This window comes from Thalassobacillus sp. B23F22_16 (assembly GCF_043496955.1).
GTDB classification, from domain to species: domain Bacteria; phylum Bacillota; class Bacilli; order Bacillales; family Halobacillaceae; genus Thalassobacillus; species Thalassobacillus devorans_A.
The window spans coordinates 1-15,959 of the sequence record NZ_JBIEKD010000016.1 but is presented as its reverse complement, the minus strand read 5'-3'; the positions used below and the strand labels follow the sequence as shown (position 1 = coordinate 15,959).

The following is a 15,959-nucleotide window of genomic DNA, read 5'->3' as shown; positions in this document are numbered from 1 at the left end:
CACCTTCTTTATGTTCCTGTATATATACGATTTCCCTGGAAATAAGTTTCATTGTGTATGGTAGTAAATGGTTAGAAAGTAGTAATTACGTTAAAAATAGGACCATCATATATTCATCAAAATAAATACTGCCATCTTTAATGGCGTTCTTTTCAGTTCCAAACACAGTAAATCCGAGGGATTGATATAAACGAACAGCTGGTTCATTAGTAGACACAACGCCTAAAAGTAACTGTTCTATGCCTATTTGTCTTGCATCTTCGATAGCTTGCTGCAGCAGCCACTTTCCTATATTCTTTCCACGAGAGTGAGGGGAGACATACATAGCAAGGATATCAGCTTTGTGAGAAAACTTTTTGTGGGATTGACGCAGCATGGTTACCGTGCCGACCAGATTGGAATTAATAAAAGCTCCGTATGTAAAATTATTATTACTAGTCATCCGGTCTGCTGCTTGCGCGATGGGATTCTCCTTGGCTACAGCATCTTCATAGGTAGTGATAAATGCATCAGGAGAAGTCTGCAGTGCTTCTAAGCGAAGGTCCCAGTAAGCGGCGGCATCTTCCGAATACAAACGACATATTTCCATTGTTATCCACCTCTTTTAATTTATTGAATACAGTAGCCTATCTTTTTGTTATTGTAAATAGAGGAAATAGTAAAAATTGAGTAAGATGGAATTCTGGTGCGTTCACAGGTATGTCAGCTGCCTGTATTGTGGTGTTTAGCAATCAATCTGATACAATAGCGTATGGTTAGCCTATCACATTATATTTCGTTATTATCTATAATAGTTGAAGGATATTGATATATTGGAAAGAGGGGAACAGAATATGATAAAAAGAAAAAGCAAACGGGAAATCGAATTAATGCACGAAGCTGGTAAGCTGCTGGCACAGGTGCATAAAGAATTGCGGACTTTTATCAAGCCTGGCATCACGACGATGGATATAGAAAATTTCGTCGAGAAGTATTTAGAGAAGCACGGAGCTACAGCTGAACAGAAAGGCTACCAAGGCTATGAATTTGCCACTTGTTCTTCGATCAATGATGAGATCTGCCACGGTTTTCCGAGAAAAGATGAATTGAAAGATGGAGACATTGTGACGGTCGATATGGTCATTCGCTTAAACGGCGGATTGGCGGATTCCGCCTGGACCCATCCAGTCGGCAACATCAGTGAAGAAGCACAGAAATTAATGGACGTAACCAAAACATCTTTATATAAAGGGATTGAGCAGGCTCGTGTCGGCAACCGTATTGGTGATATTGGTCATGCGATTCAAAGTTATGTGGAAGGCGAAGGATATTCGGTGGTCCGCGATTTCACCGGTCATGGTATCGGTGAAACGATTCATGAGGATCCATACATCCCTCACTTTGGTGAAGCAGGAAAAGGCGCTCGCTTGAAAGAGGGTATGGTAATAACCATTGAACCTATGGTAAATATCGGAGGCTGGGAAAGCAAGATGGACACCAACAACTGGACGGCACGAACGGTTGATGGTTCCTTGTCTGCTCAGTATGAACATACAGTTGCCATCACCGCCGATGGCCCGGTGATTTTGACCGAACAAGATGATTAATAAAAAGCTGTTTCCAAAGGCTGGTCTAAGCCATTGGAAACAGCTTTTTTTAAAGGCTCTCCACAGTTTGTTTTGCAGATGGCTTTCTCGTATGCTTCTGTAAAAAGTCCAGACGTTTTCGCCAGACAGCATTTGCGTGTTCTCCAATCCAGATTAGGTGGCTGTCTGCCGGTACTTCATAAATTTCACCATGGGGGACAAGTGATTGCAGCAGAATAGCATTCGAATAATGAACACTGCCATCTTTCTTGGCGTACATACCTAATACAGGGACGGTTAGATTAGATAAATCAATCGGCTGGTGTTCCAAATCAGCGGAAAATCCCTTTCCGGAATGGGAAGTGGCTAACATTTCATAAACGAACTTACGATCTTGACTGGATAATTGTTTTAGTAATTTTTCAGGATCTTCCGTCGTCAGTTCTTTGAGCATCATTTTCATGACGAAGTCCGGGTGCACTTTCAACAAACCTCTGAGTCCTTTCCAGACGAGTGTCCCCGCCGGGCCAAACAACAGCTTTCCTTTGCGTTTAAACCTTACCTCCCAAGGAGTGACAAGTGCAGCTTCCAATATAAGAGAAGTAACACGCTCAGGGTAATAATAAGCCAGGGCAAGTCCTGTTGGACCGGCTGCGGATACAGAGATAACCTGGACAGATGGGATTGCCAGGTGATCCAGGATTTCTATCAGGGTGTCTGCAAAATCTTCCGGTGTCTTTCCGGTTTTAATATCGGTTTTATCATAACCTGGACGAGAAACGGTCAGCAGTTTATAACCTTCGTGGATCAGACTTTGGTGGGAAAGGTCCGTATCACGGCTGCAATGGCCGCCTTTCAGTAACAGAATAACTGGTCCTTTTCCTTCATACCTGAATTCAACCAGTCCGTTTGAAGTTTCCAATAATACCGGCTTCATCCTTTCACCCTTTCCTTTCGTTTATCGATACTTTAAATATAAGCTATAATGGAAGAAAATGAAATACCTGACAATTTGAAATGGGAGGGGATTTTTTGCGTATTGTATCGATTTGCCCCAGTAATACAGAATTACTGGAATATCTAGGGAAAACAGAGTGGCTGGTCGGAGTGGATGACTATTCGGATTGGCCGGAAAGCGTTAATCAGCTTCCGCGTCTCGGGCCTGACTTATCGATTGATATTGATAAAGTCGCAGCACTGGAACCTGACCTTGTACTGGCATCACTGAGTGTGCCAGGAATGGAAAAAAACATCGAAGGCTTAAAAGAGAAGGGGCTGCCGTTCCTTATTCTCAATCCTAATACATTAGAAGAGATCGGAGAGGATCTTGTCACTGTCGGTAAGGCGATTGGGATAGAAGCTGAGGCCAGGGGTAGGAAAGAAGAGTTCTTACAAACGATTACTATTTACCGTAACAAGGCAGCGGAGCTAAAAGATCGCCCTTCCTTATATTGGGAGTGGTGGCCGAAACCTATTTTCACTCCTGGTAAAGCGAACTGGCTGACAGAAATCAGTGAACTTGCCGGAGGGTATAATATTTTCCGCACAGAAACGGAAGCGAATGTTAAAACAGATTGGGATAATGTATTAGAACGTAGCCCGGACCATATCTGTATGGTATGGGTAGGAGTGAAAGAAGAAAAAATGAACCCGGCGCTTGTGAAAAAGCGACCGGGCTGGATGGAGATGCCTGCAATAAAAGAGGATAGAATTCATGTTCTCGAAGAATCACTGTACTGCAGACCATCTCCACGGTTATTGGAAGGTTTAAAAAAGCTTGCCGAACTGCTTCACCCTGAAACAGAGTGGAGGAATTAATGGAGGTTCCGCTTATGTTTAGGAATCGCAAGTTCGCGAAAATTATCTGCCAGTTCATTCAATTGTTTGGTAAGGACTTCTCCTTCCATTGGAAGACCATGTCCAGTAATGGCGACGGAAGGATCAAGTTCCGCCAAAAGTTTGACGGAAGCTTCTGCTTCCCTCCAGTTATGCGTATAATACGCAGGTGGCCCATGTACATGCTGGGCCTGGGTGAAAACAGATAAACTGGATTCCGTTTTTTCGGTGGTGAATGCATCGCCTGCAATCAAGGCTCGGTCCTTTTCCCGGAATAATGAAATGTGTCCCGGTGTATGACCTGGGGTATGGATATAACGCCAATCCGGTAAAAATGGTAATGATCCGTCTTCTGGCAATTTTTCCGCAAACTTGGCAAGGTTTTTTCCACGTGATGGGAAGAATGGGGAGAGTAAAGCGATTGTCCCGCCTCCTACAGTGGAATCCCCCACAGGATAATCCCGCCTTCCAATGACATAATCCCATTCCATTGGATGGACAAACAAAGGGACATTCCAATGTTTGCATAGGTATTTGGCCGATCCTACATGATCAAAGTGGCCATGGGTCAATATGATGGCTTTGGGAGGACGGTTTCCGAACCGCTTTTCACATGCTGCCTGTATCCGTTCTCCATAGCGGGCAATCCCGGTATCAATCAACACCCAATCGTCTGAGCCCTTAGCACCAATCATACAGACATTGGCAACCAGCGTCTGGTATATCGCCAGGTCCTCTTTGATGATATCGGGTTCCGCATGGTCCATTTTCCAGCCTTCTTGTAAATGTTCCTCATGCTTATCCATATCTCATACTCCTTGTTTTCTTTTAGTCTTCATTGAAAACAAAGATGTTATGCATAAGAAAAGCGCAAGCGCCCTGAAAGACACGACACGCATAAGCAAAACGGCTGGAGGAATGTGTCCTTCCCTTCCGCAAGACGGGTTGCTTATGTCGCGAGTGTCTGGGCGCTGAATCTAGCCAATAAGAAAAGCGCAAGCGCCCTGAAAAACACGACACGCATAAGCAAAACGGCTGAAATAAACGCTATGCTTGTTTTGTAATTGTTTTGCCGGTCAGTCCATAAATGATTGTCAGTATTGGGCTTAACAAACAGAAAAACGCAAAAGGAAGATAATCGATGACAGCTACTCCAAGGACATCAGCAAGGAATACACCACAGACGCTCCAAGGTACAAGGGGATTGATTACTGTTCCGGCATCTTCCAGTGTACGTGACAAGTTTTTTCTGGCAAGCTTTGCCCGATCATAGACGTCCTGATAGGCTTCACCAGTCAACAAAATGGACAGGTACTGTTCACCAATAAAAACATTAATGCCGATTGCAGTAAAAGCAGTTGATAAAGTGATTGTCCGTACGGATTGCAGCAGGCGCTGAACATGGAATAAAACAGCGGGAATGACTCCGGTCACAAAGAGTAATCCTCCAAGTGCCAGGGCAATAATGACAAGTGATATAGTAAATAGCATGCTCTCGATTCCACCTCGGGAAAGCATTTCGTTTACCATTTCATTATTTGTGCTGGCACTGTATCCGGCGAACCACGTACTCCATAATTCTCCCCATGGCAACACGCCGCGAACTCCCGCGATGAGTGTCGCAGTTATACTGCTCACAGCTAAGGCAACGAATGCCGGCCGTTTGGTAACAGTCATGGCAAGTAAAACAAGTACCGGTATCCATGAACTCCAATGGACCAGACCAGAATCATTCAATGCCTGGTGGATCGTATTTAAATTTTCGGATTCTACCTGCTTTTGCGGAGACAAGACAGCAAACAAGATAAAACTAATAATGAAGGCTGGGACTGTCGTCCAGGTCATGTTTTTGATATGTTCGAATAAATCTACTTTGACCACGGTAGAAGCAAGATTGGTTGTATCAGATAGAGGAGACATTTTATCTCCAAAAAATGCTCCGGAAACAATCGCTCCGGCAGTCATGGCAAGAGAAGCATCCATAGACTGGGCTACCCCAAGAAAAGCCACGCCTAATGTTGCACTTGTTGTGAATGAACTGCCGAGTGCAACGCCGGTGATGGCTGTAATTGTAAATACGATTGCCAAAAACCAGGAGCCACCTGCAAGAGCAAACGATACATCCATAAGCGCTGGGATTGTCCCGCTTGCCATCCAGCTGCTTATCAGAATACCAATCAGGAAAAAAATCAGTACAGCTCCCATCCCGGATTGAGCTCCCTGCACCATACCTTCCTGGAGGTGCTTAAAGGAAAATTTTCTTGCAAATCCATACGTAATCATAATCAGCACCGCCAGTAAAATCGGTACATGGGGCACACTCTGCAGTTCGATAATGAAATAACTGATCAGGATGACAATGACGGCCAGCATGCTGACAGATTCCATTAACCGAGGTAAGTTCTTAGGTTGTAAATGTAACATGACAATTCCTCCCACTAATAAATAAGACTATCAAGCGAATGTGCCAGGAGGGTATTTGGTACGCAGACATAGAAAAAGCTCCATCCCTCTGTAGGGACGAAGCTTACTCCGCGGTACCACCCTGATTGATGACAAATGATCATCCACTCTTGAAAAAGAAAACACGCTTAGCGAATGCTGTATTTCGTGATAGAAAGAAACCTGGATTTTCAGCGGACACCCAGTCTCTGACTGCTGTTTCTGACTATACTACTGCGGTATTCCTGTGCAAATCTTTTATGCTTAAACGCTTTTATGTTGTAAAGTAAATATAAAGGAAAGCAAGGATTGTTGTCAATGCATATCATGATGTCAAATTTTTCTTCATGAGCGTATTTACTATAAATTCTTTCAAGTTCCGTTATAATTGTGTATAATAGTGGAAATTTTCTATCGTTAAGAAGAAAACCAATTTATAAACAAAGAAGGCATATGTCATATTGCGTTAAAATTGAAGGGCAACATGCCAAGTTTATCTAATACTTTAAGAAGGTTTAGTCTCGTTAAAGGATTAAAGTATAAGAAAAACTAAGGCTTTCGCCAAAAAAGGGCGACAAGCCAAGTTTATCTAATGATTGCGGGGGAATGTCGTGGAACCTAATGCTGTTGCTGTAACCAACCAATCTGCACGCTTGATGATGATCAAACGGGGAATTGCTGCAGGATTTCCTATCATGCTCGGCTATTTGCCGATTGCGATTACATATGGAGTGCTGGCAAGACAATCAGGGCTTACTAATATGGAACTGACATTAATGAGTATACTTGTTTTTGCTGGTGCTGCCCAGTTTATGGGGGCGAATATGATTGCGCTTGGAACTGGCATGGTCGAAATAGTTATCGCTACTTTCGTATTGAATTTCCGTCATTTTGTTATGAGTTTGTCTTTTATGAACCGCCTGCGTGATATTAGCTTGAAGTGGAAGGTGCCCTTGTCACTTGGCCTTACCGATGAAACGTTCACCGTTTCTTCCTTGCATAATAAAGAAGCGAAAGAGCCTTATGGTACTTGGTTCTACGGAGCTTTAATCTTGACTGCTTATATATCCTGGGTAGGCGGATCATTCTTAGGCGGAATACTGGGAGATGTGATACCAGGCAGACTCAGTCAAAGTATGGGAATTGCCTTATATGCAATGTTTATCGGTTTGTTGATCCCATCCGTAAAAAAAGAGACGAAGGTAGCACTTATAGCCATTCTCGCCATGCTCATCAATTTTCTATTTTCCTTATTTATGAGTGATGGCTGGGCGATTGTGCTTGGTACGATTATCGGGGGAAGCTGTGGGGTCTTCCTGCTGAAAGGGGAGGAAGAACAATGATCTGGGTGATCTTAGGTATGGCAGTTGTAACTGCAGTGCCTCGTTTTTTGCCGGCCTTCATTGTAGATAAATTGAATTTCCCTGCCTGGGTGGACAGGTGGTTGAATGCTATCCCATATGCAGCCCTTGGCGCTCTCATTTTTCCAGGTATAATGACGGTAAAGCCCGATGCTCCTCATGTCGGCCTGATCGGTGGAGCAGTAGCCATTGCTTTATCTTGGTTTGGATTGAACATTATCCTTGTGGTAGTTGGAGCGATTGCTACTGTCTTTTTAGTAACGCTCTAGTCACACGCCTTGTTGCGATGCATATAGTGTAGAGATTATTCCTATAAAGGAGTTTGATCGTATATGGATCGACAACAAGGAGGATTTTTTAATTTACCAGGCTTTGGCGGCCCAGGTCAGGGGCAGGGTCCTGGTGGATTTCCTGGTTTAGGCCCAGGAGGCGGCGGGTTTCCAGGCCAGGGTCCCGGCGGAGGCCCAGGTGGATTTCCGGGCGGACCAGGAGGATTCCCTGGCGGACCGGGCGGTTTTCCAGGAGGACCAGGCGGATTCCCGGGTCCAGGAGGCGGAGGACCAGGTCAGACAATGCAATTGCCACCACCGCCATCCGATGTCCCTCAATTTGGTCCGCAGACATATCAGGGAGGACCAGGCGTTTATGCAGTAGATCCGGGTGCTTTTTACCGCTGTTTATTCCGGATGACGCGTGTAAGATTACGTAACGGACAGCGGTTCTGGTTTTATCCGGTGTTTATTGGCCGTCAATCTGTTGCAGGATATCGCTGGCGTCCCCGTCGTAGACAATGGGTGTATTTCGGTATCGACACCGACCGTATTGTCAGCTTTCAGTGTTAACATGAATAATCGCTGGCAGCGTTTCTCGAATGCTGCCGGCATTCCTATTTAATGTAAAAGGAGGACATCCCATGTATCAAGTAAGAAAGGCTGTATTTGAAGATGCAGAAAAAATAGCTCATGTGCATGTCAGCAGCTGGAAATCTACATACAAAGATCTGATAGATGAAAAAGATGTAAGTAATATAACCGTTGAAAACCGGATAGCCTTATGGGAAGCTGTGTTGAAGGTGCCGGTGAACGGCCAGGTCGCCCTTGTCGTTGAGAATGAGCAGGGAGAAGTCGTCGGCTTTGTTTCAGGCGGCAAAGAGCGGACCAAGCATTACGGTTATGATGGAGAAATCTATGCCATATATTTGCTCGACTCCTATCAAAGAAAGGGACTTGGCGGAATGCTATTAGAAGCATTCGGGAAAGAGATGAAGGAAGCTGGTTATCACTCGCTTCTCGTTTGGGTGCTTACGAATAACCCATCCAGCGAATTTTACCGCAAATACGGAGCGAAGCAGGTTGAAGCCGAAATGGTGACAATTGGAGAAGGTACGTATGAGGAGACTGCTTTTGGCTGGAAGAATATCGATGAGCTGGTAGACCGTTTTGTCAGTGAAAGAAACCACCAAATATGATTAACACCCCCGTTTACCTTTACTGAAAGGGAAATTAACTTATAGTGCTAGTAAAAAAGCCATGTCGCCGGGAAATGACCTCCCTGGGACATGGCTTTATTTTTCTTCATATGGTTCAATATGGATTTGGGCATAACGGATATTTAACTCTTTCTCGAGCATATCCTCGATTTCATCCGTGATGTTATGGCCTTGCTGAACACTGATATGGGGATCGACAAGAATGGTCACATCAATCAGGACAATGTTGCCCTGCAGCCGCCCTTTAACATCTTTTACTTCCCAGACCCCTTGATTTCTGGAAATATGATATCGGATATCCTGCAACAGGTCTTCATCAAATCCATCGGTCAATGTATGTGTAGAATCGTAAAAGATATCCCACGCTGTTTTACAAATGATGATACCGACAATGAAACCGGCGAGTGGGTCGAGCCAAAACAGGCCGAATTGTGCTCCAATGATACCTGTGAATGCTCCAAGACTGACAAGGGCATCGGAGCGGTTATCCTGGGCTGCAGCATAAAGGGAAGAACTGTCAATTTTTTTTGATAAAGATAGATTGAAGCGGTAGACACCGATCATGACAATAGCCCCGCCTAAGGCTGTCCAGGCGGTCAGCATGCTTGGCTGATTATATTCATTTAACCACATCGCCTGGAAGGTACCGAAAAGTACTTCGAGCCCCACGGTCATCATAATAAAAGCCGCGATCAGCGAGGCGATTGTTTCTGCGCGGAAGTGGCCGTAATGATGGTCTTCATCCGGGGGTTTTCGTGAGATTCTCAGTCCAATCAGGACCGCGAGTGACGCAATGATATCGGTCGTATTATTTAATCCATCGGCGCGCAGAGCTGAAGAGCCCCCGATATAAGCGATGGTCAATTTTACTGCTGCCAGAACAAGGTAGGCAATGATACTGAGCCATGCCCCTTTTTCTCCTCGTTTCAGGTTTTCATATTCATTCATCGTAATGCCTCCGCAATTTAGGCTGTCGAGCATAAATAGCTTACCAAAGCCTTCGTGGATAAGTCTAGAGAAACAATGATTGCCTCTGTCACAGTATTTGTAGCATGGCAATATTCTTTGTATGAAGCAAACAAATCATCCATTAAATTAAAAGATGATTACTTTTTTGTTACAAGGGTATATAAAATCAACAGGGCAATTATTATAATATTTAAAATTTTATGAAAAGGGGTGGGTGTGTGATTATTCAAGAAACCGTTATTATAGAGGGTGCAGTAGATGGAATGAAATTTTCTAAACCAGTCTTATTATCTTATAACCCCGAGTCTGAAACGCCGGAACAAGCATTGATTAGTTTTTATGGTAGCCAGGCAAGAAGTTTTGAAGAATTATCCATTCAACGAGGGTGGACGGATGCTTACTGGACATATCCGGCCTATTACGAAATGGTGATTTAAGGGAGTCATCCTGTTTCATGGGGCTGTTCCATAAGTCCAGCAAGGACTTATTGGAGCAGTCTTTTTATATGTGCTCTATGTACATAGATAAAACAGTTCAACGAGCAGCCTCCGTTATCTGATTCCTCTTATTTTTGAAGTGACCAGTGCAATATATATCTTCAATTAAAGATTCTTTAGTTTGAAGTGTATGGAGTGCGGGAATGTAGTTAAAATGTGGAAAGGGCAGTATAACCTGCCTGAAAAAAGATTGAAAGGAAGGAGAGAATCATTTATGGCAAATGTAAAGGTAGCAGTAATCTATTACAGTTCAACCGGAACCAATTATAAGATGGCCAAGTGGGCCGAAGATGCAGTAAAGCAGGCAGGGGCAGAAGTCAAATTAGTAAAGGCTCCTGAGCTTGCGCCAAAGGAAGCCATCGAGCAAAATCCAGCTTGGAAAGAACATTATGAAGCGACCAAAGATGTACCAGAAGCTAAAGTAGATGATCTGGAATGGGCGGACGCTTATATTTTCAGTGTACCGACACGTTTCGGTAACGTTCCGGCACAGTTTAAGCAGTTGATGGATCAGGCTGGCGGTCTTTGGTTCCAAGGGAAATTGGTGAATAAAGTAGCAAGTGCAATGTCTTCAGCGCAAAACCCTCATGGTGGCCAGGAAGCTACTATTTTGAATCTATATACGAGTCTCTTCCACTGGGGTGTATTGATTGCGGCACCTGGTTACACAAACGATGCAGCATTCTCATCAGGTGGGAACCCATATGGAACCAGCGTAACCGTAGATGCAGAAGGCAATATGCAGGAAGATGTAGAAGAAGCCGTCCGCAATCAGGCGCTGCGTACACTTCAAGTAGCTGAAATGGTAGTGAAAGGGCAGCAATAAGGATAACAAGATAGAAAATCCTTGCTCAGAGTAATATGAAAACTCTAAGCTTTTTTAAAGGAATCAATAGATGTACGAGTGAAAATTGAGCTTAGAGACTCATAAAACTTGTCCCATCTGGCAGCACCCGGGTGGGACTTTTTGATTCATTCAATTCCAATATTTACATAATAATAATCGTTACGTTGAGGTTTAAATAGATTATTAGCGGGGAACTGTATAGTAAATATTCAGAAAATTGTTGCAAAACGCGGCGATTTCCTGCATAATAGAAAAAAGTCATTAGGGGGTAGGCCACATGAAAAAGCAAAAAATCAATTACGTGTTGCGAAGAAGCCCTGTTTATGGAAATAAGACAATCACAGCTAAACGAGAATTATCCTTTGGTTTACAGCTAGCCTCCAGATTGATTCTTGATGAATTAAGTTACGAGTTCAATAAACATAGATTGGATGAAAAGATCAATGAGGCAATCGCGAATGAAGACCGAGATAGTTTCGATCGTTTAAGCAAGCAGTACCAGCCTTATACTTGGGAATAATGATTAGATATCAGACCGGTTCACCTTAAAGGTGAGCCGGTCTTTTTGGATTAAGGGCTGTAAAAATATTCTTTTTCCATGTTATAGTTGTCTAGTAGATTTTTATACTTATTGGCGACCAGCTAAGTTTTTAAGAAAGGATATTGGCCATGAAACGATTTTACAGTCTGATTTTTGTTTCTTTATTACTGCTAGCGGCCGGATGCAGCGGGCTCAGTAATGAAACCGGTAATGAGTCGGCGCCCGCAGATAACGACTCCCAACCAGAATCACCCGAGAAGCCTGAGCAAGAAGATGAATCCAATGAAGCTGGTGAAGAAGGTAAGGAAGAACAGGGACAGGAAGAAAGTGACGAGTCGGCAAATAATGAGGAAGAGGCTTCAGAAGAACCAGCTGCAGATAAAGGAGATGAAATGGTTACGGTAGATGAACCGCAGGCTCTAACTGTAGTGGTTAATAAAAGCAGGAAGCTTCCAGACGGTTTTGAACCGAATGACCTTGTTGTACCAGAAGTTGCTTTCCCATTTGATGAATTTCATGAGAAAAAACAAATGCGCCTGGAAGCTGCCGAGGCATTGGAAGAATTGTTCAAGGGAGCGAAGCAGGACGGAGTGGAACTCATTGCAGCATCCGGGTATCGCTCATATGAACGTCAGAAACTGATCTATGAAGATAATGTGAAGAAAAATGGGGAAGAACATGCTAACCAGTTTTCTGCCAAGCCTGGTACAAGTGAACACCAGACCGGACTTGCGATGGATGTAACATCAGCTGCCGCTGCCTTTAAGCTGGATCAAGACTTCATCGAAACGAAAGAAGGTCAGTGGCTGGCAGACCATGCCCATGAATATGGATTTATTATCCGTTACCCAGAAGGAAAATCAGATATCACTGGTTATGCCTATGAACCATGGCATTTACGTTATGTAGGCAAAGAGCCAGCCGCAGAAATCCATCAACAGGAAGAAACGTTAGAAGAATTTTTCGGCCTGTATCCATAAATAAAAATCACCACCTGAAGCTAAGGCATTGCTGTTAGCTGACAGGTGGTGTTTTTATTAGCAAGTGACTCTTATAATAGGGCGGTTGTCTCAATTAATTTTAAAAGTGGCACTCTTATTCCAATTTTTGTCTCTCTTTTTCGCGAAGTTGTCTCTCATACAGGCTCTAATTCCTCTCATCCGCTAGTATTTGTCTCCCATCCATTTAGATTGTCTCTTAAAAAACCACCCTTAACATTCAATAGCAAATTCCGATCCGCTGACACTCAAACCGTTTATCATGGAGTACATGAAAGGCGAATCGGGCTGTATCGCCTACGGATATTTTTTTCCCATCTTCTGGGAGGAAGTCCGCTTCGTAGCGAATCTCACCTGTTGGCTCACCATCAGGCAGGTAAGTGGGACAGACATACGTCCATTCCAGACCGCTTGCTTTCCATATTTGATAGGCTTTTAAATGTTCCTCGGCTGCCGTAGTGGTTTTTCGTTTGCTTTCTGGTGTTTCAAACCGGTATTTCCCTGGTTGGTGGCGGCTGGCTAAAATACCGGCGGTGCCTATGATCACTGCTCGCATGACTCCGTGTTTTTTCATTGCTGAAACAATGTGAGGGGCAGAGGCTGAAAGTGTATTTGTCTTATCAGTGCCAAGGCTGACAAAGACGGCGTCACATCCTGCAATTGTTTCATCTACTAAATGCTTGTCGCAAACGTCTCCTTTGATGACTTCGGGTTCTGGTATTTTTTGAATGATTTTTTCGGGAGTTCGTACGAGAGCCTTAACTTGCCAGCCTGCTTCCAAAGCAAAGGTGGTCATATAAGATCCGACTCTCCCAGTGGCTCCGAATACAGCAATTTTCATTCGCATCCTCCTAAGAAAATATTCTGAAAAAATTTTGCATCACAGCAGTAAAATTTTGCTATGCTTAGTATAACAAGTCGTATTCCGATGGGGGAAGCATATGAAAAAGAAGCCGGTCTTAAGCTGGGTATTTTATGACTTCGGTAACTCTGCCTTTGCCACAACCATGATGGCGGCCGTACTGCCTGTTTTTTATTATGATGTAGCAGCGGCAGGGCTGAAAGAATCGCTTGCCGCCAGCTATTGGGGATATACCCAATCCATCGCCGTATTGATTGTTGCTGTACTTGCGCCTGTCCTTGGAGCTATCAGCGACTACTCTGCGGCTAAAAAGAAGTTCCTCATGTTCTTTGCATTTATGGGGATGTTGGCCAGTATGCTGATGGCTTTTGTAGGGGAAGGGGATTACCTGCTGGCTTCCGTTCTCATGGTATTTGGCACAATCGGCTACTCAGGAGGAAACGTCTTCTATGATGCTTTTCTGCCGGAAGTTGCCGAGGAGGATACGATGGATAAAGTATCAGCCTGGGGTTTCGCTTTCGGATATATTGGCGGAGGTGTGCTTCTCGCTATCAACCTGCTAATGATTATGCAGCCTGGATTATTCGGCATCACAGACACATTGATGGCAACCAGACTCGCTTTTGTATCGGTGGGTATCTGGTGGCTGATATTTTCCATCCCATTATTTAAAAATATTTTTGAGGAAAAGAAGGTCAAACAGAAGCGGACGAAATCCTTCGCACGGATCGGCTTCCAGCGGGTAAGCACCACTTTCAAGGAAATCAGGCAATATAAACAGCTGTTACTGTTCTTAGTAGCATTCTGGCTATTCAATGATGGTATTTCTACTATCATCAAAATGGCGACGGTGTACGGAAGAGATATCGGTATCGGCAGTAACGATTTGATTCTTGCTCTGTTAATCACCCAGTTTGTCGGTATTCCATTCACTTTCTTTTTTGGATGGATTGCTGGAAAAATAACAGCCAAAAATGCATTGTCCCTTAGTCTGGTCGTATATATCATCATCGTCATTATTGGCTATTTTATGACATCAGCCCTTCACTTTTACCTTTTAGCCACCTGTGTCGGTATGGTGCAGGGTGGAGCTCAATCATTAAGCCGCTCGATCTTTGGCCGTATGGTTCCTGGTGATCGCCATGCCGAATTCTTTGGCTTCTATGGGATATCTTCCAAATTTGCTGCCATATTTGGCCCGTTCCTATTCGCTTTAGTCGGTCAATTGACTGGTTCAAGCCGTCTGGGCATCCTGGCGCTTGTCGTCTTTTTTGTAGCAGGTTTGATATTGCTGCAGAAAGTTGATATTGAGCAAGGAGCAAAAGATGCAAAAGATCAGACAAAGTTACAGGATAAAGTGGAAATTCATACTTAAAAAAGCAAGTGGACGTTTTGGACTGTCCACTTGCTTTTTTCTTATACAATCGGATCACTATATTGGTTTGTCGCTTTTTTATGCAGGGGTTCACCGGTGTCATAAGATATATCGGCCAGCTTTTCTTTCAGTTGCTCAAGGGAGTCTGCTGCCCCATTTCTCCAATACTCTGTCACTAGGTAGAGGATATCTTTTCCTTCTTCAAATGCATTGTTATAAAGGGTGTCAAAGGATTCCTGCCTTGTTTCTCCAGTAGCCGGGTGCCGCCATTCTTGTTCCTTCGTATTGAGATAATCTTCCGTTTCCTCAACCGGCTGGTGAGAGAAGGAGGAAACGAGCGAGCCGAGCAGCTTGTTTTTCCAGCCTGCCGGGTCATATAAGACGCGCATGGCAGTCTTCATATCGCGATACGATGCCTGAATATAATCTTCAGGAAGATCAGCAGTCAAGTCGGGGTAATATTGCTCGATGGTGTTGCGAAGCAGGTGGATCAATCCTTTATCCAGCTGTTTTCCCACATCGATTTCTTTATGGACCGGGTTTCGCCATGTCTTCAAATTTCTATCACGATCCAGAAGAAGGGTGTCGATGATCACTTCAAGCTTTTGATGCTTGTTCCCTTCATAACCGGCACGATAATGTATGTAAGGGTGGGTATTTCGGTCTAAGATATGGTGGGTGATAAACCCGAAAATATAAGCCTGTACAGGAGCGGCAGCATGTGTCCCTTGATCAATAAGCTCCAGGAGAAAATCCCCGCAGTTTTCCGTATGAAGGCGCATGCCGACTTCCTCGACTCCTTCACTTTTCAGAAATGGCCAGAAGCGATGATAGAAAAAAGGATCAGGTCCCTGGGCTCCTAAATTGATGAATGGGGAGAGAACCTTATAACGTTCAGTATTTTCAAGTGTATCCAATAATGATTGTGCGAAGTGAATATGTGTCCATATATTTGGCATAACCTTCCCTCCAATCAATAATATGCTTTAATTATACAGGAGACAAACCAGTTTTGTCGCAAAGTCTATATGAAGACGGCCTTCTTACATTAATCGAGTAGGAGGAGGTGACTAACCTCCGTCCTCTCACACCACCGTACGTACGGACCCGTATACGGCGGTTTCTTTAAGATTGACGTAAGAAAATATATCTTTGATACAAACTGCGAAGCCCTAAA

Annotated in this window: 18 protein-coding genes; 11 read left to right on the top strand and 7 right to left on the bottom strand. The window is 43.9% G+C overall.

The window, feature by feature from the left end; translation table 11 throughout:
* Positions 1-85: 85 nt before the first annotated feature.
* Positions 86-589, bottom strand: a complete 504-nt coding sequence (locus ACGTNI_RS13175; protein ID WP_394463130.1) for a GNAT family N-acetyltransferase — start codon at positions 587-589, stop codon at positions 86-88.
* A 244-nt stretch (positions 590-833) separates the two neighbouring features.
* Between ACGTNI_RS13175 and map the strand changes: the two genes are divergently transcribed.
* Positions 834-1,586, top strand: a complete 753-nt coding sequence (map, locus tag ACGTNI_RS13170; RefSeq protein ID WP_394463127.1) for a type I methionyl aminopeptidase — start codon at positions 834-836, stop codon at positions 1,584-1,586.
* A 49-nt stretch (positions 1,587-1,635) separates the two neighbouring features.
* On the opposite strand, the gene ACGTNI_RS13165 is transcribed toward map, so the two are convergent.
* Positions 1,636-2,502 carry an alpha/beta fold hydrolase gene (locus tag ACGTNI_RS13165; protein ID WP_394463125.1) on the bottom strand — a complete coding sequence of 289 codons (867 nt, stop codon included), beginning with the start codon at positions 2,500-2,502 and terminating at the stop codon, positions 1,636-1,638.
* A gap of 95 nt (positions 2,503-2,597) precedes the next feature.
* On the opposite strand from ACGTNI_RS13165, the gene ACGTNI_RS13160 reads away from it, so the two are divergent.
* Positions 2,598-3,383, top strand: coding sequence for a cobalamin-binding protein (locus ACGTNI_RS13160; RefSeq protein WP_394463123.1), 786 nt, complete (start codon positions 2,598-2,600; stop codon positions 3,381-3,383).
* On the opposite strand, the gene ACGTNI_RS13155 is transcribed toward ACGTNI_RS13160, so the two are convergent.
* Positions 3,380-4,207 carry an MBL fold metallo-hydrolase gene (locus ACGTNI_RS13155; protein ID WP_394463121.1) on the bottom strand — a complete coding sequence of 276 codons (828 nt, stop codon included), beginning with the start codon at positions 4,205-4,207 and terminating at the stop codon, positions 3,380-3,382. The genes ACGTNI_RS13160 and ACGTNI_RS13155 overlap by 4 nt on opposite strands.
* Before the next feature lie 241 nt (positions 4,208-4,448).
* Complete coding sequence (nhaC, locus tag ACGTNI_RS13150; protein WP_394463119.1) at positions 4,449-5,825, bottom strand: Na+/H+ antiporter NhaC; 1,377 nt, start codon at positions 5,823-5,825, stop codon at positions 4,449-4,451.
* Positions 5,826-6,499: 674 nt separating this feature from the next.
* On the opposite strand from nhaC, the gene ACGTNI_RS13145 reads away from it, so the two are divergent.
* From ACGTNI_RS13145 to ACGTNI_RS13130, 4 genes are all read left to right on the top strand, one after another.
* Positions 6,500-7,186, top strand: a complete 687-nt coding sequence (locus tag ACGTNI_RS13145) for an AzlC family ABC transporter permease (protein ID WP_394463267.1) — start codon at positions 6,500-6,502, stop codon at positions 7,184-7,186.
* Positions 7,183-7,473 carry an AzlD domain-containing protein gene (locus ACGTNI_RS13140; protein ID WP_394463117.1) on the top strand — a complete coding sequence of 97 codons (291 nt, stop codon included), beginning with the start codon at positions 7,183-7,185 and terminating at the stop codon, positions 7,471-7,473. The genes ACGTNI_RS13145 and ACGTNI_RS13140 overlap by 4 nt, the downstream gene beginning before the upstream one ends.
* A gap of 63 nt (positions 7,474-7,536) precedes the next feature.
* A complete protein-coding gene (locus ACGTNI_RS13135) occupies positions 7,537-8,046 on the top strand; it encodes a hypothetical protein (RefSeq protein WP_394463115.1) in 510 nt (169 codons plus the stop codon).
* Between the two features lie 71 nt (positions 8,047-8,117).
* Positions 8,118-8,672, top strand: coding sequence for a GNAT family N-acetyltransferase (locus ACGTNI_RS13130; RefSeq protein ID WP_394463113.1), 555 nt, complete (start codon positions 8,118-8,120; stop codon positions 8,670-8,672).
* Positions 8,673-8,768: 96 nt separating this feature from the next.
* On the opposite strand, the gene ACGTNI_RS13125 is transcribed toward ACGTNI_RS13130, so the two are convergent.
* The gene (locus tag ACGTNI_RS13125; RefSeq protein WP_394463111.1) at positions 8,769-9,641 is read right to left on the bottom strand and encodes a cation diffusion facilitator family transporter; all 873 of its coding nucleotides are present in this window, start codon (positions 9,639-9,641) and stop codon (positions 8,769-8,771) included.
* 239 nt (positions 9,642-9,880) lie between these two features.
* Here ACGTNI_RS13125 and ACGTNI_RS13120 point away from each other — a divergent pair, with 239 nt between their 5' ends.
* The 4 genes from ACGTNI_RS13120 to ACGTNI_RS13105 all read left to right on the top strand — a co-directional run bounded on the left by ACGTNI_RS13120 (position 9,881) and on the right by ACGTNI_RS13105 (position 12,527).
* Positions 9,881-10,099 (top strand): hypothetical protein, encoded by a 219-nt coding sequence (locus ACGTNI_RS13120; RefSeq protein ID WP_085506860.1) that lies wholly within the window; start codon positions 9,881-9,883, stop codon positions 10,097-10,099.
* Between the two features lie 274 nt (positions 10,100-10,373).
* On the top strand, positions 10,374-10,985 hold the full coding sequence (gene wrbA / locus ACGTNI_RS13115) for an NAD(P)H:quinone oxidoreductase (protein WP_394463109.1): 612 nt from the start codon (positions 10,374-10,376) through the stop codon (positions 10,983-10,985).
* A gap of 298 nt (positions 10,986-11,283) precedes the next feature.
* Positions 11,284-11,526 carry an IDEAL domain-containing protein gene (locus ACGTNI_RS13110; protein ID WP_062444120.1) on the top strand — a complete coding sequence of 81 codons (243 nt, stop codon included), beginning with the start codon at positions 11,284-11,286 and terminating at the stop codon, positions 11,524-11,526.
* A 149-nt stretch (positions 11,527-11,675) separates the two neighbouring features.
* Entirely contained in the window at positions 11,676-12,527 is an 852-nt protein-coding gene (locus ACGTNI_RS13105; RefSeq protein WP_394463107.1) for a M15 family metallopeptidase, read from the top strand.
* 238 nt (positions 12,528-12,765) lie between these two features.
* Here ACGTNI_RS13105 and ACGTNI_RS13100 read toward each other — a convergent pair whose 3' ends face one another.
* Complete coding sequence (locus ACGTNI_RS13100; RefSeq protein ID WP_394463105.1) at positions 12,766-13,386, bottom strand: NAD(P)-dependent oxidoreductase; 621 nt, start codon at positions 13,384-13,386, stop codon at positions 12,766-12,768.
* A gap of 100 nt (positions 13,387-13,486) precedes the next feature.
* Between ACGTNI_RS13100 and ACGTNI_RS13095 the strand changes: the two genes are divergently transcribed.
* On the top strand, positions 13,487-14,782 hold the full coding sequence (locus ACGTNI_RS13095) for an MFS transporter (protein ID WP_394463103.1): 1,296 nt from the start codon (positions 13,487-13,489) through the stop codon (positions 14,780-14,782).
* Positions 14,783-14,823: 41 nt separating this feature from the next.
* On the opposite strand, the gene ACGTNI_RS13090 is transcribed toward ACGTNI_RS13095, so the two are convergent.
* The gene (locus ACGTNI_RS13090) at positions 14,824-15,741 is read right to left on the bottom strand and encodes a zinc dependent phospholipase C family protein (protein WP_394463101.1); all 918 of its coding nucleotides are present in this window, start codon (positions 15,739-15,741) and stop codon (positions 14,824-14,826) included.
* Positions 15,742-15,959 lie beyond the last annotated feature (218 nt).